Source organism: Pseudomonas sp. JE3303 (genome assembly GCF_056312565.1).
This window is the reverse complement of sequence record NZ_JBWGIF010000009.1, coordinates 154,365-170,979: the sequence shown is the minus strand read 5'-3', so window position 1 is coordinate 170,979 and position 16,615 is coordinate 154,365. Positions and strand designations below refer to the sequence as shown.

Annotated in this window: 18 protein-coding genes; 12 read left to right on the top strand and 6 right to left on the bottom strand. The window is 62.7% G+C overall.

All coding sequences use genetic code 11. The features are described 5' to 3' along the window. Positions 1 to 6: 6 nt before the first annotated feature. Entirely contained in the window at positions 7 to 888 is an 882-nt protein-coding gene (locus tag AC0ZZU_RS14730; RefSeq protein WP_476341654.1) for a DMT family transporter, read from the bottom strand. Between the two features lie 147 nt (positions 889 to 1,035). Here AC0ZZU_RS14730 and aceK point away from each other — a divergent pair, with 147 nt between their 5' ends. Continuing rightward, positions 1,036 to 2,751 carry a bifunctional isocitrate dehydrogenase kinase/phosphatase gene (aceK, locus tag AC0ZZU_RS14725; RefSeq protein ID WP_476341652.1) on the top strand — a complete coding sequence of 572 codons (1,716 nt, stop codon included), beginning with the start codon at positions 1,036 to 1,038 and terminating at the stop codon, positions 2,749 to 2,751. Positions 2,752 to 2,768: 17 nt separating this feature from the next. Here aceK and AC0ZZU_RS14720 read toward each other — a convergent pair whose 3' ends face one another. Beyond that, the gene (locus AC0ZZU_RS14720; protein WP_476341651.1) at positions 2,769 to 3,635 is read right to left on the bottom strand and encodes a DUF6279 family lipoprotein; all 867 of its coding nucleotides are present in this window, start codon (positions 3,633 to 3,635) and stop codon (positions 2,769 to 2,771) included. Positions 3,636 to 3,764: 129 nt separating this feature from the next. Between AC0ZZU_RS14720 and AC0ZZU_RS14715 the strand changes: the two genes are divergently transcribed. Continuing rightward, positions 3,765 to 4,601, top strand: a complete 837-nt coding sequence (locus AC0ZZU_RS14715; RefSeq protein ID WP_476341649.1) for a CvfB family protein — start codon at positions 3,765 to 3,767, stop codon at positions 4,599 to 4,601. Here the strand turns inward: AC0ZZU_RS14715 and AC0ZZU_RS14710 are convergent, their stop codons facing one another. After that, the gene (locus tag AC0ZZU_RS14710) at positions 4,602 to 4,982 is read right to left on the bottom strand and encodes a hypothetical protein (RefSeq protein ID WP_476341648.1); all 381 of its coding nucleotides are present in this window, start codon (positions 4,980 to 4,982) and stop codon (positions 4,602 to 4,604) included. It abuts the gene before it with no gap. Positions 4,983 to 5,074: 92 nt separating this feature from the next. Next, on the bottom strand, positions 5,075 to 6,541 hold the full coding sequence (locus AC0ZZU_RS14705; RefSeq protein ID WP_476341647.1) for a right-handed parallel beta-helix repeat-containing protein: 1,467 nt from the start codon (positions 6,539 to 6,541) through the stop codon (positions 5,075 to 5,077). Between the two features lie 226 nt (positions 6,542 to 6,767). Between AC0ZZU_RS14705 and AC0ZZU_RS14700 the strand changes: the two genes are divergently transcribed. From AC0ZZU_RS14700 to def, 3 genes are all read left to right on the top strand, one after another. Continuing rightward, entirely contained in the window at positions 6,768 to 6,947 is a 180-nt protein-coding gene (locus AC0ZZU_RS14700) for a CsbD family protein (protein ID WP_476341646.1), read from the top strand. 169 nt (positions 6,948 to 7,116) lie between these two features. Further along, the gene (locus tag AC0ZZU_RS14695) at positions 7,117 to 8,076 is read left to right on the top strand and encodes a YihY/virulence factor BrkB family protein (protein WP_476341644.1); all 960 of its coding nucleotides are present in this window, start codon (positions 7,117 to 7,119) and stop codon (positions 8,074 to 8,076) included. Further along, the gene (gene def, locus AC0ZZU_RS14690; RefSeq protein ID WP_476341643.1) at positions 8,073 to 8,609 is read left to right on the top strand and encodes a peptide deformylase; all 537 of its coding nucleotides are present in this window, start codon (positions 8,073 to 8,075) and stop codon (positions 8,607 to 8,609) included. The genes AC0ZZU_RS14695 and def overlap by 4 nt, the downstream gene beginning before the upstream one ends. Here the strand turns inward: def and AC0ZZU_RS14685 are convergent. Next, positions 8,564 to 8,932, bottom strand: coding sequence for a GNAT family N-acetyltransferase (locus tag AC0ZZU_RS14685; RefSeq protein ID WP_476341789.1), 369 nt, complete (start codon positions 8,930 to 8,932; stop codon positions 8,564 to 8,566). The two genes, def and AC0ZZU_RS14685, sit on opposite strands and share 46 nt — an antisense overlap. 357 nt (positions 8,933 to 9,289) lie before the next feature. Here AC0ZZU_RS14685 and AC0ZZU_RS14680 point away from each other — a divergent pair, with 357 nt between their 5' ends. The 5 genes from AC0ZZU_RS14680 (at position 9,290) to AC0ZZU_RS14660 (ending at position 12,231) form a co-directional block, all read left to right on the top strand. Then, a complete protein-coding gene (locus AC0ZZU_RS14680; RefSeq protein ID WP_476341642.1) occupies positions 9,290 to 9,544 on the top strand; it encodes a DUF2790 domain-containing protein in 255 nt (84 codons plus the stop codon). A gap of 110 nt (positions 9,545 to 9,654) precedes the next feature. Then, the gene (locus AC0ZZU_RS14675) at positions 9,655 to 10,080 is read left to right on the top strand and encodes a YybH family protein (protein WP_476341640.1); all 426 of its coding nucleotides are present in this window, start codon (positions 9,655 to 9,657) and stop codon (positions 10,078 to 10,080) included. A 57-nt stretch (positions 10,081 to 10,137) separates the two neighbouring features. Next, complete coding sequence (locus AC0ZZU_RS14670; RefSeq protein ID WP_476341638.1) at positions 10,138 to 10,482, top strand: YciI family protein; 345 nt, start codon at positions 10,138 to 10,140, stop codon at positions 10,480 to 10,482. Positions 10,483 to 10,501: 19 nt separating this feature from the next. Then, positions 10,502 to 10,993 (top strand): SRPBCC family protein, encoded by a 492-nt coding sequence (locus AC0ZZU_RS14665; RefSeq protein WP_476341637.1) that lies wholly within the window; start codon positions 10,502 to 10,504, stop codon positions 10,991 to 10,993. Further along, a complete protein-coding gene (locus tag AC0ZZU_RS14660) occupies positions 10,993 to 12,231 on the top strand; it encodes an RNA polymerase sigma factor (RefSeq protein WP_476341635.1) in 1,239 nt (412 codons plus the stop codon). Before AC0ZZU_RS14665 ends, AC0ZZU_RS14660 begins: the two co-directional genes overlap by 1 nt. Here AC0ZZU_RS14660 and AC0ZZU_RS14655 read toward each other — a convergent pair whose 3' ends face one another. Further along, entirely contained in the window at positions 12,232 to 12,702 is a 471-nt protein-coding gene (locus tag AC0ZZU_RS14655) for a MaoC family dehydratase (protein WP_158460190.1), read from the bottom strand. A gap of 247 nt (positions 12,703 to 12,949) precedes the next feature. On the opposite strand from AC0ZZU_RS14655, the gene fadD2 reads away from it, so the two are divergent. Then, a complete protein-coding gene (gene fadD2 / locus AC0ZZU_RS14650) occupies positions 12,950 to 14,638 on the top strand; it encodes a long-chain-fatty-acid--CoA ligase FadD2 (RefSeq protein WP_476341633.1) in 1,689 nt (562 codons plus the stop codon). A 211-nt stretch (positions 14,639 to 14,849) separates the two neighbouring features. Continuing rightward, on the top strand, positions 14,850 to 16,547 hold the full coding sequence (gene fadD1 / locus AC0ZZU_RS14645) for a long-chain-fatty-acid--CoA ligase FadD1 (protein WP_476341631.1): 1,698 nt from the start codon (positions 14,850 to 14,852) through the stop codon (positions 16,545 to 16,547). Positions 16,548 to 16,615 lie beyond the last annotated feature (68 nt).

The following is a 16,615-nucleotide window of genomic DNA, read 5'->3' as shown; positions in this document are numbered from 1 at the left end:
CGGGGCTCAGCCCCGGCGCCGGGTTGGCTTCAGCACCAGCCACAATGCAGCCGCAATCAGCACCCCGCCATAAAGATGCGCCATCGACAGTGGCTCATCCAGCAACCAGGCCCCCCACAGCACGCCAAACGCCGGGATCATGAAGGTCACGGTGCTGGCCTTGACCGGACCAATCTCGGCGAGCAGGCGGAAGTACAGGATGTACGCGAAGGCCGTGCACACCAGCCCCAGCCCCAGCAGCGAGGACCATACCGGCCAGCCGCCCCAGCTGGCCGGCGGCTGGGTCAGCGCGCTCCAGATGAACAGCGGTGTGAGCAGCAAGGTCGCGCCCAGCATGCTGCCCAGCGCCGCCAGGCGGCTGTCCAGCCCATCGATCCAGCGGCGCGCGAGAAAACCTGCAAAACCGTAGCAGGTGGTAGCCGCAAGGCACGACAGCGCGCCTTGCAGCAGCGCCATGTCCAGCGCGACCGGGCCGGCGCCACTGAGAATTCCGACGCCGAACAGGCCAAGGAAAATGCCGCACAGCTTGGCGGCGGTCATCGGTTCGCGGAAAAACAGCACGCCGATCAGCACGCCCATGAGCGGCGTGGTGGCGTTGAAGATTGCCGAGTAGCCGGCTGGCAGCACCTGCGCCGCAACCGAATAGAAGGTGGCCGGAATCCCCGAGTTGATCATGCCCAGCACCAGGCAGGCGCCCAGTTTGCCTTGGAAATCCCAGCGGACCCGCATCACCGCGAGGATCACCACCAGTCCCAGGCAGGCGATCGACACCCTGAAGAAAGCTGTTGGCACAGTGCCAAGCACCGGCGCGATGATGCGCATGAACAGGAAGCTGGCACCCCACACAGCGGCGAGGGTCAGCAGGCGGGTAAGGGCAATGGGGCTCACGCAAGTCTCCGGCAACGAGGGCAGGGCGCGAGTGTACGCCACCTCGCGCGGGGGCTTCTTGTGCTTTCTTGCGGTGCATTCGCACTGGCGAATCCGCCCACCCCCTGACTAAGCTCAGCCCTTGACCCCTTTGCTGAGGTGCTGCTTATGCCCCCGTCATGGCCGGCGGCCGAGATCGCCCGGATGATCCTCGACGGATTCGATAGCTACCGTGAGCACTTCCGGCAGATCACCATTGGTGCCCGTGAGCGCTTCGAGCAGGCTCGCTGGCAGGACATCCAGCACGCGGCCGCAGCGCGCATCAATCTCTATGAGGAGAAGGTCAGCGAGGTCGGCGGTTGGCTGCGTGGGGGATTCGCCGAACCGGTGCTGCTGGACGTCAGCCAGTGGCCGCTGGTAAAGAACGCGTATATCAACCTGATCGACCCGCGGCTGGACGATGAGCTCTCCGAAACCTGGTACAACTCGATCTTCTGCAGCCTGTTCAGCCACGACCTGATCAGCGATGGCTGCATGTTCATCCATACGACAAGGCCTTCTCCACGCGCCCATCACCGCGCGGCCCAGACGCGTACCTACCGTCCGCAGGGCAAGCTGTCCTGGCTGTTGCAGCAGATATTCAGTGACTATGACTTCAGCATTCCTTATGGCGATCTGGAGGGGGACCTGGCCCGCCTCGAGGCCCAGTTGCGCGAGAGCCTGCCCGACTGGGTATGCAAGGACCCCGACCTGAGCGTCGAGCTGTTCCTGCCGGTGCTCTACCGTAACAAAGGCGCCTATCTGGTCGGTCGGCTGTATACGCTGGACGAGCAGTGGCCGCTGGTGATCCCGCTGCTGCATCGGGAGGGCCATGGGATCGAAATCGATGCATTGATCACCGATGAGGCACAGGTATCGATCATCTTTTCGTTCACACGCTCCTACTTCATGGTCGATGTGCCGGCACCGGCCGAGTTCGTCGGCTTTCTCAAGCGCATCCTGCCCGCCAAGCATATCGCCGAGCTGTACACCTCGATCGGCTTCTACAAGCAGGGCAAGTCGGAGTTCTACCGCGCGCTGATCAATCACCTGGCGGGCACCGACGACCGTTTCGTCATGGCGCCCGGGGTGAGGGGCATGGTCATGACCGTGTTCACGCTGCCGGGCTTCAACACGGTATTCAAGATCATCAAGGACCGTTTCTCACCTTCCAAGACGGTTGATCGGGCGACGGTGATCTTGAAGTACCGGCTGGTGAAGAGTGTCGACCGGGTGGGGAGGATGGCCGATACACAGGAGTTCGCCGATTTCCGCTTTCCGCTCGACAAGTTCGAGCCCGAGTGCCTGGACGAGCTGCTCGAGGTCGCGCCCTCCACCGTCAGTCTCGAGGGCGACACGGTGCTGGTGCGCCACTGCTGGACCGAGCGACGCATGACCCCGCTCAACCTGTACCTGGAGCAGGCAAGCGAAGGCCAGGTGCTCGAGGCGCTGGAGGATTACGGGCTGGCAATCAAGCAGCTGGCGGCGGCGAACATCTTTCCGGGCGACATGCTGCTCAAGAACTTTGGTGTCACCCGTCATGGCCGGGTGGTGTTCTACGACTATGACGAGATCAGTTTCCTGACCGAGGTCAACTTCCGTCATATTCCGCCTGCGCGGTATCCCGAGGATGAGCTTTCGGGCGAGCCCTGGTATTCGATCGGGCCGCACGACGTGTTCCCCGAGGAATTTCCTCCCTTCCTGTTTGCCGATATGGGCCAGCGGCGGCTGTTCAGCCGCTTGCATGGGGAGCTGTATGACGCGGATTACTGGAAGAGCCTCCAGGCAGCGATCCGCGAGGGGAAAGTGATCGATGTGTTCCCGTACCGGCGCAAGCAGCGGTAAGGGCGCAATCCGTCAAATCAGTCCTTGAGGCATTTCATCCCACTGAAATCAGCCCGCACCTTGGTCAGCCGGTCCTGCAGGAACTGACGCTGCGCCGGGCTGCTCTGGCGCATCAGGTCGACCAGCAGGCTACGTGCCTGGGCCTCGGTGTTCTGGAAGGCGGCGCGATATTCGGGGGTCCACAAGCGTTCCTTCTGCTGCAGCAATTGCGCCAGGCGTGGCTCGAAGCTGGCGTCCTGGCGCTGGTCCATGGCCAGGCTCAACTGCTGTTGCCAATGGGCACGGTTGGCGATCCATTGGCGATTCTGCTCGCCCAACGCCTGGGACCAGGCCATGACGCGCACGCGCTGCTCGGCGCTGAGCTCGCCCAGCCAGGGCTTGAGGCGTTTTTCCATGCGCTCGGCGCGTCTCTCGATCTGGCGCACGAGTGGGGTGTCCACGTACTTGGCCTGGCGTTCACGAATATCTTCGCTGAAGGCTTCGCGCATCTCGCGCACTTGCTGGTCATCCATCCCGCGCAGCAGTTCCGCCGCCGAAGGGGTGATCTCTTCGGTGACCCGGCCAATGGCCTCGCGAGCCTCTGCGGTGCGTCGCTGCAACTGCTCGTCGGTGACGTCGTCTTCGGCGACCATCTGGCGGATCTGGTCGAGCCAGGCGAGATAGCCCGGTAGCTGTGTCTGGCAATGCCAGGCCAGGTGCTGCTTGAGGCGCTGGTCGAGCCAGCTCTTCTGCTCGCGGTTCATGTCAAGGTAGTCGGCGAGCGACCAGGGAACCAGCACATCGAGGTTGCGGTAGGCCAGGTCGATGCGGCTGCAGGCCACCATCAGCAGGCTCGCGGCTATCAGCAGCAGGGGACGCAGGGCTTTGGACAGGCTGGGCGACATGTGCGAATCCTTGCAAGGGCTGGCCTGGTTGTAGACGCAGGATGGCAGCGGCGGTTCCGCAAACCTGCAGTCGGGCGATCGAGCCGGTTCGGGTGTAGAATGGCCGCCTTGTGATGAGGATTTCTGGATATGGCTCTAGTCGGGCGTTACAACAGTTTGCAAATCGTGAAACACACGGACTTCGGTCTGTACCTGGACGGTGGGGCCGATGGCGAGATCCTCCTGCCCAATCGCTATATCCCCAAGGACCAGCCGACCGAGGACGAGGACTGGCTGAATGTCTTCGTCTATCTCGACAGTGAAGACAAGCTGATCGCCACTACCGAGAAGTCCAAACTGCAGGTAGGCGAGTTCGCCAGTCTCAAGGTCAAGGACATCAACAGTATCGGTATCTTCCTGGACTGGGGCCTGCCCAAGGACCTGCTGATGCCGTACTCCGAGGAGAAGCATCCGCTCAAGGTCGGTGACTACTGCGTGGTGCACGCCTACCTCGACAAGCGTACCCGGCGCATCACCGCGACGTCCAAGCTCGACCGCTACCTGGACAAGGCGCCGGTGGACTACAAGCCCGGGCAGCCAGTGCAGTTGCTGGTGGCGGGCCAGTCGCCCATGGGTTTCAAGGCGATCATCAACAACCGTCACTGGGGCCTGATCCACAAGAACGAAGTGTTCGGCTTCTTGCGCTCGGGCATGCACGAGACCGGCTACATCAAGGAAGTGCGCAGCGACGGCAAGATCGCCCTGAGCCTGCAGCCGCCGGGTGAAACCCTGGCCACCAGCCTGCCGGAGCAGATCATGGCACGGCTGCTGGCCAACGACGGCGTGCTCCAGGTCAGCGACAAGAGCGACCCGCAGCTGATCAGTGACATGTTCAGCGTCAGCAAGGGCAACTTCAAGAAGGCCATTGGTGCGCTGTACAAGGAAGGCCGGATCGTCATCCTTGACGATCGCATCGAGCGAAAGTGATCAGACCTGCACAAAGGTCTTGAAGTCGAGGTTCTCGCCGCCTGGGCGGATGTCGCGCAGCAGCGAGTCACGGTCGGCGCTCAGGGCCAGGCTGATGGTGGAGCGTCGCTTGCCCGGGTGACGCACTTCCAGCTGCTCCAGATGCGCACTGAGGAAATTGATCGGCACCTTCAGGTGTTGCAGATCATCGGACTCCGGGGTGTGCAGCAAGAGGTTGACCCAGTCGGGCTGGCCCTTGCGCAGCAGCCCTACGGGAACCTCGAACCACCACAGGTTGCGCTTGCGGTCGAGAATGGCGAACAGGGTGTTGTCGCTGGTGAGCACCGGCCTGGCCAGCGAGGCGTTGCGCCGGGCGATGGCGGTGGGTTTGTCGAGTTTCATGCAGATTCCTGCGGTTGACGCGTTAGAGACCCGACATTGTGCGGGGTGTGCATGATGCCGGGCAAGTCGGTTGCTTCCCACAGAGGATGATGTCACCGCCTGATGGGCAGGCTCAGCGCCGAAGTCGCGCCCTCGGCAGTGGTCACTGTGGTGGTGAAGCTGCCCAACCCCATGGCGTCCCCGATCTCGTATCCGAACCGGCCCAGTCCATGGGCATCACTGGTCACCAGCACGGCGCCAAGATACTGCTCCGCCTCATTGCCATCACCCACGTTGCCAAACACCTCGACCCGCAGGCGACTCGAGGGCGGGCCCTGGACCTCACCCATCAGCCGTCCTGCCTCGATGCCGGTCAGCCTGGGCGGCTGCTGGTTCTGATTGGGCAGCGGCTGGCAGCCGCTCGGCGCGCCTTGGGCGTCGCAGATGGCCGCTTGATCCTTGCTGGGCAAATCGGCACCGATCCCCCGTGATCCCACGTACAACGCATGAGCCTGCGCCGGCACGCCCAGGACGATGGCGCCGGTATGCTGGCCAGGCACGCAGGAGCCGCCGGCTTCGCAACGGCGGATATCCAGGCCATTGCCCCAGATGCGATTGGCCGACAGGCGTGTGCGTGTGGTGTTCGGCTCAGGGCGCAGCGCCACGCCGATGCGGTTGCCGTGGATCAGGTTGCCGTCGAGCATGTTGCCGTCGCCCGTGATGCTGACGCCGTTGGAGTTGCCGCTGAAGGTGTTGGCTCCCAGGTAGTTGCGGTGGCCCCAGTTGATCTGCAAGCCGTCCGAGTAGTTCTCGAAGCGATTGCGCACCACGGTATTGTCATTGCCCAGCAGAATCTCGATGCCTTGGGAGGGCTCGGGATTGGCGGGGGTCGAGCGGAACAGGTTGTCGGCGATCAGGTTGAATGCCGCGCCGCGGGTCAGCTCCAGGCCGTCGCCATTGTCGATCAGCTGGTTGCGCAGCACCTTGTTGTTCACGGTGCTGGTGGCGGTCGGATTGCCTTGGCCATCGTCGCCGGTGAGCATGATCCCGGCGCCGCCCTTGTTGGCGATGATGCGGTTGTCCTGGATGACGTTGTGGCTGGCGCGGTTGACCAGGATGCCGATGCAGAAGTTGCGCACCTCGAGGCCGGTCAGCTCCACGCCCTGTGTGTCGCGCAGCACCAGGCCCGGGCCCGTGGTGGTACGTACGTTGGTGCCGTACTGGCCGGGCAGGGCGCCTGGGCAGGCGTGGGCACCTTCGCCCTTGATGTAGGAGGAACCGTCAATGGCTACATACTGGCCATCACGTGCCCAGGGGCTCCCGATGATCTGCACCGGGCCCTTGATGGCGGGCAGCGCGCGGGTAGGGCGGATGACATACGGCGCCTGTCCCACCGCCTGGATCTCGATGCGATAGTGGCCGGGATCGAGGTTGTTGGTATCGATGGCCCAGCGCAGGCTGCCGGGTTGCTCGTCGTCGGCATAGCGATCGACGCTCAACACTTTGATCTCGGTGGATTGAGCGAAGGCGGACAGGGGAAGCAACGGCAGCAGGGCTGCGAGTACGGATGCAAGGCGCATTTTGGGTTTCCGATAGCTGTTGTTCTTATGTGGCAGCACTGCTGCGCTTGGCCGGATTCTAGGGAAACGCCGAGGCTTTGCGCAGGCGTCCTCGAGGATATGGTGCGGTATTCGCACGCTGTTTACCGTTCGACCAGCGCTGAAAAATAAATGAAACTCTGCGCAGCGCACGCAGGTCGATTCTACGTCGGCACGGATCAGTGCCTTACCTTTCAGGAGCATTCCCATGAGTGGTACCAAAGACAAAGCCAAGGGCCTGGCCAATGAAACGGTCGGCAACGTCAAGCAAGGCGTTGGTGAGGTTACCGGTAGTGAGAAACTGAAAACCGAAGGCAAGGCTCAGGAAATCAAGGGCGAAGCCCAGCAAACCGTCGGCAAGGTCAAGGATGCGGTCAAGAAGCCTTGATGCATTGCAAGTGCCCCCTGACGGCTGCCTGCGGGTGGCCGTTTTTATTGCGCGGCTGATGAGTCGTCACGGCAGGATCGTGGTCTATTGGACTGACGCGCGTGCATGCACGCATCACCTGGTATGAAATCCGTACTGACGACAGACAAGCGGCGAAAGGAGACGCTCTATGTTACCCGTTCTGCAAGGCCTGCCCCTGCACCGTGTGCTGATCCGCACGGTCAATGAGTTTCTCGACGACGAGATGTCGACCTACGCCTCGGCGCTGGCCTATCAGATGTTGTTCTCGCTGTTTCCCTTCCTGCTGTTCCTCATCGCCCTGATCGGTTTCCTGCATCTGCCGGACTTCTTCTCCTGGCTGCGCCTGCAATCGGAGCTGGTGCTTCCGCCCCAGGCGCTGGATCTGGTCAACCCCGTCATTGACCAGTTGCAACAGTCCAAGGGCGGTCTGATCTCGGTCGGTATCTTCCTGGCGCTCTGGACTGCCTCGGCAGCGGTGCGCCTGATGATGAGCGCGATGAACGCTGCTTACGATGTGCCCGAGGGCCGCCCGGCCTGGAAGCGGATCCCGCTGTCGGTTCTCTATACTGTCGGTATCGCCGGCATGATGCTGGCGGCGGCGGCGCTGATGGTGCTTGGCCCGCAGGTCATGGAGTGGATCGCCGCGCAGATCGGGGTCCAGGAGTTCATCGTCACCTTGTGGACCATTCTGCGCTGGCCGGTGATCGTCCTGCTGCTGATGGTTGCCGTGGCGCTTATCTACTACGTCATGCCTGATGTGAAGCAGAGTTTCCGTTTCATCACTCCCGGCTCGGTGCTGGCCGTGGTGGTCTGGATCATCGCCTCGTTGGGCTTTGGCTACTACGTGAAGACCTTCGCCGACTACAACGCCATGTATGGCAGTATCGGGGCGATCATCGTGCTACTCCTGTACTTCTATATTTCTGCGGCGGTGCTGTTGCTGGGCGCCGAGATGAATGCGGTGATCGAGCACATGTCTGCCGAGGGCAAGGACAAGGGTGAGAAGGCGCCGGACCAGGGTGCGCCGCCCGAGAAGCACAAGACCGTGCTGGGGCATGACCAGTCGCAGACGGCCAGCCCGCAGCCTCACGAGACCAGTCCGCGATGATCCGCGAAATTCTCAGGATGGGCGATGAGCGCTTGCTGCGCATCGCCCCGCCGGTGCCCGAGCGCCTGGTGGGCAGTCCCGAACTGCAGCAGCTGATCGATGACATGTTCGAGACCATGCGCCATGTCGGGGGTGTCGGCCTCGCCGCGCCGCAGATCGGAGTCGACCTGCAACTGGTGATCTTCGGCTTCGAGCGCAGTGAACGCTACCCGGATGCAGAGGCGGTGCCCCAGACAATCCTGCTCAACCCGCTGATCACGCCTGTGACCAGCGAAATCGAGGACGGCTGGGAAGGCTGCCTGTCCGTGCCTGGCCTGCGAGGTGTGGTGCCGCGCTACCGGAATATCCGCTATGAGGGAATCGACCCACAGGGACAGGCCATCAACCGTCTCGCCGACGGCTTTCATGCACGGGTGGTCCAGCATGAATGCGACCATCTGATCGGGCGGTTGTACCCTTCCCGTATCCGGGATTTCGCCAGGTTCGGCTACACCGAGGTGCTGTTTCCAGGGCTGGAAGTCGCCGATGACTGAGTTCGCACCAGCGCCACCAGACTCTTGGTGCGCTGGTAGCGGGCCAGCCGATCGGCCAGCACGGACGGCAGGGAATTGGTTGGGCTGAAGCACAGACGCTCATAGAACGCCGACAGATCAGGGTGGCAGAACAACCAGACGTCGTCGTTGGTGCTTGCCAGCGCGGTGCTCACCAACTTCGACGCGATCCGTCGGCCACGTTGTTGCGGCTCGACGAACAGCCCGGTCAGCCAGAGTCCGCCGGGTACTTCGCTCAAGCACAGCCCACCGACGATGCCACTGGAGCGGGCAACCCAAAACTTTCCTTCGGCACTGGCCCGCATGCGTGAACGGTGCTGGCGGTAGAAGCGATCGAGCAGTCCGCGCTCGGGTCCGACCAACGGACCGATGTGCAAGTGAGACACGTCGAGATTCCTGCTAGCGCTCTGGATTGCGGCTTTTACAGGGCTCAGGAGGTGTTGTCGAGCGGCAGTCGTCATATTGTTGCAGGCACGGTAAAAGTGAATGGCGGCTTGCGGACTTCCCGTCTGCGGGGCCGGGAGTAGACTGTACCCATCCCCGGCAGTACCCAGCGGGATCGGTACTTCGTGTCATTTCCAGCAGTTGATATGACAACTTCTCCGCGCCACTGTGGCACATGAAGTCAATCGCTCGCTTGATTGCTTTCAAGGCCTCTACCCATGAAACCATTCCTGATGCTTGCACTGCTTGGCGTGTCCTCGTTCGCCCTCGCAGACGAGCCCGCCGTCGCCAGCCAGCCCGTCGTCCAGCAGTACGACTACTCCGTCAACCTCGATATAAAGCGCGTCATCAGCCTCTCGACCATCCCCGATGTCTGCGAAGTGGTCCCGGCCACCATGACCTATGAGGACCATCAGGGCCAGATCCATGTCCTGGAGTACCGTGCGATGGGGCAGGGGTGTGAAGAGGGATGAATAAAGCGGATTCGTCCTGGCCAGTCTGTCGAAATTCGCGCCCGCCATTCGACCACCCATGAATGCGCCGCACCCGCGGCGCACACCATGACAGGTCGGAGGTAGAACCGATGAACACCGCAGCCGAAAGCGAAATCCGTCAACTCATCGAGCACTGGGTACAGGCGGTGCGCGACCGTGACCTGGATGCAATCGCCGCGCCCTACGCCGATGACATCGTTGCGTTCGACGCGATCCAGACACTGCAATTCACGGACAAGGCGTCGTACCGGGCGCACTGGGAAATGTGCATGGGCCATTGCTCCGGCCCGATGGTCTTCGAGGTCGCGCAGCTGTCGGTACAGGCCGAGGGCGACCTGGCGTTTGCACATTGGCTGAACCGCTGCGGGCCGGCTGATGACGAAAGCCAGTGCGGCTTCATGCGCGCCACCGTCGGCTACCGGCGCAGGGGCGGAAAGTGGCAGGTGATCCACGAGCACTGGTCAGCGCCGTTCGATATGGAAACCCAGAAGGCGTTGTTCAACCTCAAGCCTTGAAGTTAAAACTTCTCGGCTTATCGCCAAACGCACTTTCCGCTCGCGCTGGAGACGACCATGAAATACCTGTGCCTGGTCTATTGTGACGAAGAGCTGCTGCACAGCCTGCCCGAGAGCCCCGCCGATGCGGAGTGCAGTGCCTACGCCGAATCGTTGCATGGCGCTGGCCGCATGCTGGCGGCCGAGGCGCTGAAATCCGTGCGCACGGCCACGACGGTGCGCGTGCGGGGTGGGCAGATGAGCTTGACCGACGGCCCCTTCGCCGAAACCAAGGAGCAACTTGCCGGCTTCTACCTGGTCGACGCCCGAGACCTCAATGAAGCCTTGATCATCGCCAAGGGCATCCCGGCAGCGCGTGTCGGCAGTGTGGAGGTGCGTCCAGTGCGCGAGCTGCAACCCTGACAGACGGAGAATCACAACAATGACCTTTGAACAACCAGGCCAGGGAGAGCCTCGACACGAATTATCCATTACCCGCTTGATCGACGCGCCACGCAGCAAGGTGTTCCGCGCCTGGACCGAGCCCAGGTGGCTTCAGCAATGGTGGGGCCCCCACGGCATGACAACCCCAGAATGCGAGATGCAGCTGTGGGTCGGCGGTTTGCTGCGTACGCTGATGCGCGCTCCGGATGGCACCGAATACCCCAACCAGGGTGTGTTCCTGGAAATCATCGCCCCGCGCCGGCTGGTCTTCACCGATGCATTCACCCCTGGCTGGGTACCGTCTGCCCAGGCATTCATGACGGCGGTGATCACCTTCGATGAAGAACTGGGCCGCACCCGCTATACCGCCAGCGCCTGGCACTGGAACGCTACGGACTGCCGGGCCCATGAGGAAATGGGTTTCTATCGGGGCTGGGGCGAGAGCCTGGATCGCCTGGTCGAGGTGGTGACCAACCGGATGCCGGACTGATGGCCTCCGATGCTGCACTGCGAGGCCAGGTCGAGGCGATCTACAAGCGCGAGTCGCGGCGGATCCTGGCCACGCTGATCGGCTTGCTGGGCGATTTCGACCTGGCCGAAGAGGCCATGCACGACGCTTTCTTCATCGCCGTGGAGCGGTGGCAGCGTGACGGCATGCCGGAAAATCCGCGTGCCTGGCTGGTATCCACTGGCCGCTTCAAGGCTATCGATGCACTGCGGCGGCGTGCGCGCTTCGACCGGTCTCAAGCGCAACTGATCTTGATGCTTGATCGGCAGGCCGAAGACCCGAGCGAGGACGAGATGCTGGCCGATGACCGTTTGCGGCTGATCTTCACCTGCTGTCACCCGGCGCTGGCTCCCGATGCCCAGGTGCCGCTCACCCTGCGCGAGGTCTGCGGCCTGACCACCGAGCAGATCGCTCGTGCATTTCTGCAAAGCCCCGCGACCATCGCCCAGCGTATCGTGCGCGCCAAGGCAAAGATCCGTGATGCGGGCATACCTTATCAGGTGCCGGAACTGGCGGCGCTGCCCGAACGTCTGGACAGCGTGCTGCGCGTGATCTACCTGGTGTTCAACGAGGGCTACTCGGCATCTTCCGGCGAAGCCCTCATGCAGCAAGCGCTGAGCGACGAAGCCATTCGCCTGGGTCGGCTGCTGGCGCAACTGCTGCCGGATCCCGAAGTGCTCGGCCTGCTTGCGTTGATGCTGCTGCAGGCCTCGCGGCAAAAAGCGCGCACCGACGCGCTGGGTGAGCTGATCGTGCTGGACGACCAGGACCGCGGCCTTTGGGACCGCGCGCTGATCGATGAAGGCAGCCTGCTGGTCGAGCAGGCACTGCGCAGCCGGAATTTCGGCGCCTATACGCTACAGGCGGCGATTGCCGCGGTGCATGGCGAAGCCGCCAGCGCAGAACAGACGGACTGGGCGCAGATCGTCGGACTTTATGATGTGCTGCAGCGCGGCTGGCCTTCGCCCGTGGTCGAGCTCAATCGGGCGGCGGCGCTGGCGCGAAGGGATGGACCAGAGATGGGGCTCGAGGCCGTCGAAGCGATCCTGGCGCGTGGGCAATTGCCCGATTACCATCTGGTCCATGCCGCGCGTGCCGAGCTGCATCGCCAGCTCGGGCACGTCGAACAGGCCAGGGCCGCCTGGCGGGATGCGCTGACCCTCGCGAGACAGGGGCCGGAGCGGCGATACATCGAACGCCGCCTGCGCGAGCTGGGTTGATCAGCCGGCGACGAAGTTCGGCGGGCTGACCAGTTCGACGGTCTGCTGCTTGCGCGGTGCGAGGATCTCGGCCTCGCCTTCGACCACCAGTTCGTCGTTCTGGTTGTACACATTGGTGGCGATGCGCACCTTGAACTTGGGCAGCTTCTCGAGGATTTCGAGGCGCACGGTGAGCTCGTCGCCGATCTTCACCGGTTTCTGGAAACTCATTTTCTGGCCCAGGTAGATAGTGCCGGGCCCAGGCAGGGTGCAGGCCACGGCTGCGCTGATCAGGGCGCCGCTGAACATGCCATGGGCGATGCGCTCGCGGAACATGCTCTTGGCGGCGAACTCGGCGTCCAGGTGCACGGGATTGTGGTCACCGGACATCGCCGCGAACAGCTGGATGTCACGTTCTTCGACGGACTTGCTGTAGGTGGCGGTCTGGCCGACTTCGAGGGCTTCGTAAGGCGTGTTGGTGACCTGGGTCATCGGGGGGTTCCTTCAGGTTCGGACTGGGTGGCAATCATCCTGTGACGCTTGCCGGTACGGACCGGATCACATCCGCTGTGGATCGCCAGGATTCTCAGGGGCCCCGCACGCTGTGCGCAAGCCTCTGGATCCTGGCATCGGCAGCAATACCATTCAGGATGTTAATGGCGCGCCGAGTCCGGTTGCCACCTCTGGCAGACCTGCTAGTGTCCGGCTACGGACAGCTCAGGCAAGAGGACAACAATAAATGCACGCTGACTTCTGGAATGACAAGCGCCCCGAAGGCGTTCCCTCGCATATCGACATCAAGGCGTACCGCTCTGTAGTGGAGGTCTTCGAGCGCTCCTGCTCGCGCTTCGCCGACCGCCCGGCCTTCAGCAACCTAGGGGTAACCCTGACCTACGCCGACCTTGAGCGTCATTCCGCAGCCTTTGCTGCCTACCTTCAACAACACACGGGCCTGGAGCCGGGCGACCGCATCGCCGTGCAGATGCCCAATGTGCTCCAGTATCCCATCGCCGTGTTCGGCGCCCTGCGCGCCGGTCTTGTCGTGGTGAACACCAACCCCCTCTACACCGAGCGCGAGATGCGCCATCAGTTCAAGGACTCCGGGGCCCGCGCGCTGGTCTACCTGAACCTGTTCGGCCAGCGGGTGCAGCAGGTCCTGCCCGACACCGGCATCGAATACCTCATCGAGGCGAAGATGGGTGATTTCCTGCCAGCGGCCAAGGGGTGGCTGGTCAATACCCTGGTCGACAAGGTAAAGAAAATGGTACCGGCCTTCCACTTGCCGCAGGCCGTGCCGTTCAAGCAGGCGCTGCGCCAGGGACGCGGCCTGGCGCCGGTTCCCGTCAGCCTGGAGCTGGACGATATCGCCGTGCTGCAGTACACCGGCGGCACCACGGGCCTGGCCAAGGGCGCCATGCTGACCCACGGCAACCTGGTGGCCAACATGTTGCAGGTGCTGGCGTGTTTTTCCCAGCACGGCCCGGATGGGCAAAAACTGATCGAGGACGGCCAGGAGGTGATGATCGCCCCGCTGCCGCTGTACCACATCTACGCCTTCACCGCGAATTGCATGTGCATGATGGCCACCGGCAACCACAACGTGCTGATCACCAATCCGCGGGACATTCCCGGTTTCATCAAGGAGCTGAAGAAATGGCGCTTCTCCGCGCTGCTGGGTCTCAACACCCTGTTTGTCGCGCTGATGGATAATCCGCAATTCAGGACGCTCGACTTCTCGGCGCTCAAGGTCACCAACTCTGGCGGCACGGCGCTGGTCACGGCAACCGCCGAGCGATGGGAAGCGCTCACTGGCTGCCGGATCGTCGAAGGCTACGGTCTGACCGAAACGTCACCGGTCGCCAGCACCAATCCCTATGGCGACCAGGCCCGCCTGGGCACCGTGGGTATTCCCGTGGTCGGCACGGCGTTCAAGGTCATCGACGACCATGGCATCGAGCAACCGCTGGGCGAACGTGGCGAGCTCTGCATCAAGGGCCCGCAGGTGATGAAAGGCTACTGGCAGCAGCCAGAGGCGACCGCCGAGGCGCTCGACAGCGAGGGATGGCTGAAGACCGGGGACATCGCGGTAATCGACCCCGACGGCTTTACCCGCATTGTCGACCGCAAGAAAGACATGATCATCGTGTCGGGCTTCAATGTGTATCCCAACGAAATCGAGGAAGTCGTCATGGGTCACCCCCAGGTGGCCAATTGCGCCGCCATCGGCGTGCCGGACGAGCGCTCGGGCGAGGCGGTCAAGCTGTTCGTGGTGCCGCGCGATGGCGGGGTGAGCATCGACGACCTCAAGGCCTACTGCAAGGCCAACTTCACCGGCTACAAGGTGCCCAAGCACATCGTCCTGCGGGACTCGCTGCCAATGACCCCCGTTGGAAAGATCCTGCGGCGGGAACTTCGCGACACCGCCTGAGGCTGTCCGCCATGCTTCAGGTGGTGACCGGATCTGCTGATCTGGTCGTTTTTGTGACTGGATGGCCCGGCCTGGCCCTAGGCGACCCCAGGCAAAGCTGGTACTCTCGGCGCGCTTTTGATGAACGGAATGTTTAAGATCCGTCCTCGCATATCAATAATAATCGCATCGATGCGATGAAGAATTCGCAGTGCGGAAGGAGTGGGCTTCCATGATCGAACATTTTTGGAAGGATAAGTACCCAGCGGGGATTGCGGCACATATCAATCCGGATGAATTTCCGAATATCCTGGCGGTACTGAAAGAATCCTGCCAACGCTTTGCCGACAAACCGGCCTTTAGCAACCTGGGCAAGACCATCACCTATGGCGAGCTGTATGCCCTGTCCGGGGCGTTCGCCGCGTACCTGCAGCAGCATACCGACCTCAGGCCGGGTGATCGTATCGCCGTGCAACTGCCCAACGTCCTGCAGTATCCCGTGGCCGTGTTCGGCGCCATGCGGGCCGGGCTGATCGTGGTCAACACCAACCCGCTGTACACCGCGCGCGAACTGGAGCATCAGTTCAACGATTCCGGAGCCAAGGCCCTGGTGTGCCTGGCGAACATGGCGCACCTGGCCGAGAAGGTGGCGCCCCGGACTCAAGTCAGGCATGTGATCGTCACCGAGGTTGCCGACCTGCTGCCGCCGCTCAAGCGGCTGCTGATCAACAGCGTCATCAAGTATGTGAAGAAGATGGTGCCGGCCTACCACCTGCCCAAGGCCGTGCGTTTCAATGACGCGCTGAGCAAGGGCAAGCACGCGGCCTTGGCCGAAGCCAACCCGCAGGGCGACGACGTGGCCGTGCTGCAGTACACCGGCGGTACCACGGGCGTTGCCAAGGGTGCGATGCTGACCCATCGCAACCTGGTGGCCAACATGCTGCAATGCCGCTCCCTGATGGGCGCGAACCTCCAGGAAGGCTGCGAGATTCTCATCACCCCGCTGCCGCTGTACCACATCTACGCGTTCACCTTCCATTGCATGGCCATGATGCTCATCGGCAACCACAACGTGCTGATCAGCAACCCCCGCGACCTGCCGGCGATGGTCAAGGAACTGTCCAGATGGAAGTTCAGCGGTTTTGTCGGCCTGAACACCCTGTTCGTGGCCCTGTGCAACAACGAAGCCTTCCGCAACCTCGACTTCTCGTCGCTGAAGATCACCCTGTCCGGTGGCATGGCGCTGCAGATGAGCGTGGCCGAGCGTTGGAAGGCCGTGACCGGCTGTGCCATCTGCGAAGGCTACGGCATGACCGAGACAAGCCCGGTGGCGGCGGTCAATCCGGCCGAGCAGAACCAGATCGGCACGATCGGCATCCCGGTGCCGTCGACCTTGTGCAAGATCATCGATGACAGCGGCAACGAGCTCGCCCTGGGCGAAGTCGGCGAGCTGTGCGTCAAGGGCCCGCAGGTGATGAAGGGCTATTGGCAGCGCGCAGACGCCACCGCCGAAATCCTCGACAGCGAGGGCTGGTTGAAGACCGGCGACATTGCCCTGATCCAGCCCGATGGCTACATGCGCATCGTCGATCGCAAGAAGGACATGATCCTGGTGTCGGGTTTCAACGTTTACCCCAACGAGCTGGAGGACGTGCTGGCCGGCCTGCCCGGGGTGGTCCAGTGTGCCGCGATCGGCGTGCCTGACGAGAAGTCGGGCGAGGTGATCAAGTTGTTCATCGTGGTCAAGCCGGGCATGACCCTGACCAAGGAGCAGGTGATGGAGCACATGCGCGCCAATGTCACCGGCTACAAGGTCCCGCGCCATATCGAATTCCGCGATGCGCTGCCGACCACCAACGTGGGCAAGATCCTGCGCCGCGAGTTGCGCGATGAAGAAATGAAGAAGCTTGGCTTGAAGAAAATCGCCTGACAGATCCCTGGGGCCGCCTCGCGGTCCCATCGCGGCGCAAGGCCGCCGCCCCAGCCCTGATCCGCTCT

What these genes read in the sequence shown, in the direction of transcription:
- AC0ZZU_RS14695 (WP_476341644.1), top strand. Translation starts at nt 7,117, where the DNA reads ATGTTACCCGTTCTGCAAGGCCTGCCCCTGCACCGTGTGCTGATCCGC.
- AC0ZZU_RS14685 (WP_476341789.1), bottom strand. Translation starts at nt 8,932, where the DNA reads ATGCGGGCCAGTGCCGAAGGAAAGTTTTGGGTTGCCCGCTCCAGTGGC.
- AC0ZZU_RS14705 (WP_476341647.1), bottom strand. Translation starts at nt 6,541, where the DNA reads ATGCGCCTTGCATCCGTACTCGCAGCCCTGCTGCCGTTGCTTCCCCTG.
- fadD2 (WP_476341633.1), top strand. Translation starts at nt 12,950, where the DNA reads ATGCACGCTGACTTCTGGAATGACAAGCGCCCCGAAGGCGTTCCCTCG.
- AC0ZZU_RS14720 (WP_476341651.1), bottom strand. Translation starts at nt 3,635, where the DNA reads ATGTCGCCCAGCCTGTCCAAAGCCCTGCGTCCCCTGCTGCTGATAGCC.
- AC0ZZU_RS14710 (WP_476341648.1), bottom strand. Translation starts at nt 4,982, where the DNA reads ATGAAACTCGACAAACCCACCGCCATCGCCCGGCGCAACGCCTCGCTG.
- AC0ZZU_RS14675 (WP_476341640.1), top strand. Translation starts at nt 9,655, where the DNA reads ATGAACACCGCAGCCGAAAGCGAAATCCGTCAACTCATCGAGCACTGG.
- aceK (WP_476341652.1), top strand. Translation starts at nt 1,036, where the DNA reads ATGCCCCCGTCATGGCCGGCGGCCGAGATCGCCCGGATGATCCTCGAC.
- fadD1 (WP_476341631.1), top strand. Translation starts at nt 14,850, where the DNA reads ATGATCGAACATTTTTGGAAGGATAAGTACCCAGCGGGGATTGCGGCA.
- AC0ZZU_RS14660 (WP_476341635.1), top strand. Translation starts at nt 10,993, where the DNA reads ATGGCCTCCGATGCTGCACTGCGAGGCCAGGTCGAGGCGATCTACAAG.
- AC0ZZU_RS14700 (WP_476341646.1), top strand. Translation starts at nt 6,768, where the DNA reads ATGAGTGGTACCAAAGACAAAGCCAAGGGCCTGGCCAATGAAACGGTC.
- AC0ZZU_RS14680 (WP_476341642.1), top strand. Translation starts at nt 9,290, where the DNA reads ATGAAACCATTCCTGATGCTTGCACTGCTTGGCGTGTCCTCGTTCGCC.
- AC0ZZU_RS14670 (WP_476341638.1), top strand. Translation starts at nt 10,138, where the DNA reads ATGAAATACCTGTGCCTGGTCTATTGTGACGAAGAGCTGCTGCACAGC.
- AC0ZZU_RS14665 (WP_476341637.1), top strand. Translation starts at nt 10,502, where the DNA reads ATGACCTTTGAACAACCAGGCCAGGGAGAGCCTCGACACGAATTATCC.
- AC0ZZU_RS14715 (WP_476341649.1), top strand. Translation starts at nt 3,765, where the DNA reads ATGGCTCTAGTCGGGCGTTACAACAGTTTGCAAATCGTGAAACACACG.
- def (WP_476341643.1), top strand. Translation starts at nt 8,073, where the DNA reads ATGATCCGCGAAATTCTCAGGATGGGCGATGAGCGCTTGCTGCGCATC.
- AC0ZZU_RS14655 (WP_158460190.1), bottom strand. Translation starts at nt 12,702, where the DNA reads ATGACCCAGGTCACCAACACGCCTTACGAAGCCCTCGAAGTCGGCCAG.